This is a genomic window from Oleiphilus sp. HI0132 (assembly GCF_001635845.1).
Genome location: NZ_LWGJ01001509.1, coordinates 1 through 1,860, shown reverse-complemented (window position 1 = coordinate 1,860; position 1,860 = coordinate 1). Strand labels below are relative to the sequence as shown.

Genomic DNA, 1,860 nt, shown 5'->3' with positions numbered 1-1,860 from the left:
CAACTTTACCTACAAATTGGCGACACACAAAGCGCAATCAGGCTGTATGAGTCAATTATCGCAAAGCGCGAAATACCGTGGGCATCGCTAGGGCTGGCGCAAGCTCAATTAGCAAATCAAGACTACTCACCTGCCCTGGAGAACTTTAAGGCGGCACTTAAACTTAACCCCTACATGGTTGAAGCATATGACGGTCTCGCAGCTTGCTACGAGAAACTGAATCAACCACAGAAAGCACAAGAATCACTTGAGTCAGCAGTTGAAATGTCGCCCAGAGTAATTCTACGTCATGAGAAACTAGGCAAGCTATGTCAAAAGAATCAAGACATTGAAAGCGCAACAGAGGCATACAGGAAAGCTATTCGATATGGCGAACACTCAATACATGAAAAAGCTGACAACTACCTAAACCTTGGCCGCTGCTTATCCGAAAGGTCATCGGGAGACCTTAGTGATTCTGGCAAAACACATGCGGACGAAGCGATACAAGTTCTAAACGAATTAACACATAAATTTTCGACTGACGAACAGGCCTGCCTCAATGCAACGCTTATCGAGGCTCGAGTATTTAATGGTCAGAACAATGCCGAAGCAGCACAGGAAAAACTTCATCAAGCAGAGTGCATGATTGAAGAAGAGAAGCTCTCAGCGGAAATTGGCATCGAGCTAGCAAAGACACTCTACTCCTTAAACGAGCTTGAACGTGCCGAGAAACTCTTAATCACACTCGCTGAGCGATTCAGTAACGACCCCGAAGCGCTAGCGCAAATTGAAAGCCAGCTTGACGAACCCGAAAGCTTAGTGGCCAAAAAGCAAGCAAAACGCCTTAATAAATCAGGTATTGAGCAGTTTGAACAAGGCCAACTTGCACAAGCTGCTGAAGCATTCAAAGAAGCGCTCAAGCATACACCAAGACACGCAGCCTTGAATCTTAATCTAGCTCAAGTTGTAACGAAGCTATTTAAAGAAACTGCTGACCATAGCTTATTAAAGCTTGCAGAGCAGTCCCTTGAAAAAATAAACAACATACCCGAACAGCATAACCAATACCGAAGGCTTAAACACCTCGAGAAGCAAGTAGCAGAACTTCAATCCAAAAAACAAAATTGAACGAGTACAGTATCATGAGTAAAGACAAACAACCCGATTTCTCGATGATTATCGCCTCAGCTGTCCACGACATGAAAAATTCGCTCAGCATGCTACTACACTCCGTAGATCAGATGTGCGAAGAACTGCCTGAAGAGTGGCAACAAAGAAACAATACGACTGTCGTAAAATATGAGGCTGAACGTGTAAATAGCTACCTTGTACAGCTACTTGGCTTATATCGCCTGCAGAATGAAATGCTATCATTACATATCGATGAGTGCTTTGTTCACGACATCCTGGACGAGCAATCCGCACACTATTCGCCAATGCTCAAAGATAAAAATATTGAACTCGAAATCACCTGTGATCCAAATATATCTTGGTATTTTGATAGGGAGGTAATTTTGGGCGTTCTTAATAACGCGCTAAATAATGCTTCACGCTATACCAAATCGATCATTGAAATCGTCGCCTACATCAAAGATGATGACCTGATTATAGAAATACATGATGATGGAATCGGTTATCCTGACGAGCTATTGCAAGCCTCACCAGGAGAAGTAATAAATAACATTAACTTTCAAACTGGCAGCACCAGCCTGGGAATATATTTTGCTGAAATGGTCACTAAACTTCACACACAAAATGACAAGCAAGGGTCTATCAAGTTATCAAATGGAGGCAGACACGGAGGGGGAGTCTTCACGGTAGCACTTCCCTAAATCAAATTGCCAAGCCAGCCTAGATTTTTCTTACTCAATAGGTGGG

The 1,860-nt window shown here is 43.2% G+C and carries 2 protein-coding genes; both read left to right on the top strand.

Annotated elements, in window-relative coordinates; translation table 11 throughout:
* Nucleotides 1-1,110 (top strand): lipopolysaccharide assembly protein LapB (locus tag A3766_RS23265; protein WP_068643052.1); only part of this gene is annotated, 1,110 nt, incomplete at its 5' end.
* 14 nt (nt 1,111-1,124) lie between these two features.
* A complete protein-coding gene (locus tag A3766_RS23260; protein ID WP_068506457.1) occupies nt 1,125-1,814 on the top strand; it encodes a sensor histidine kinase KdpD in 690 nt (229 codons plus the stop codon).
* Nucleotides 1,815-1,860: the final 46 nt, after the last annotated feature.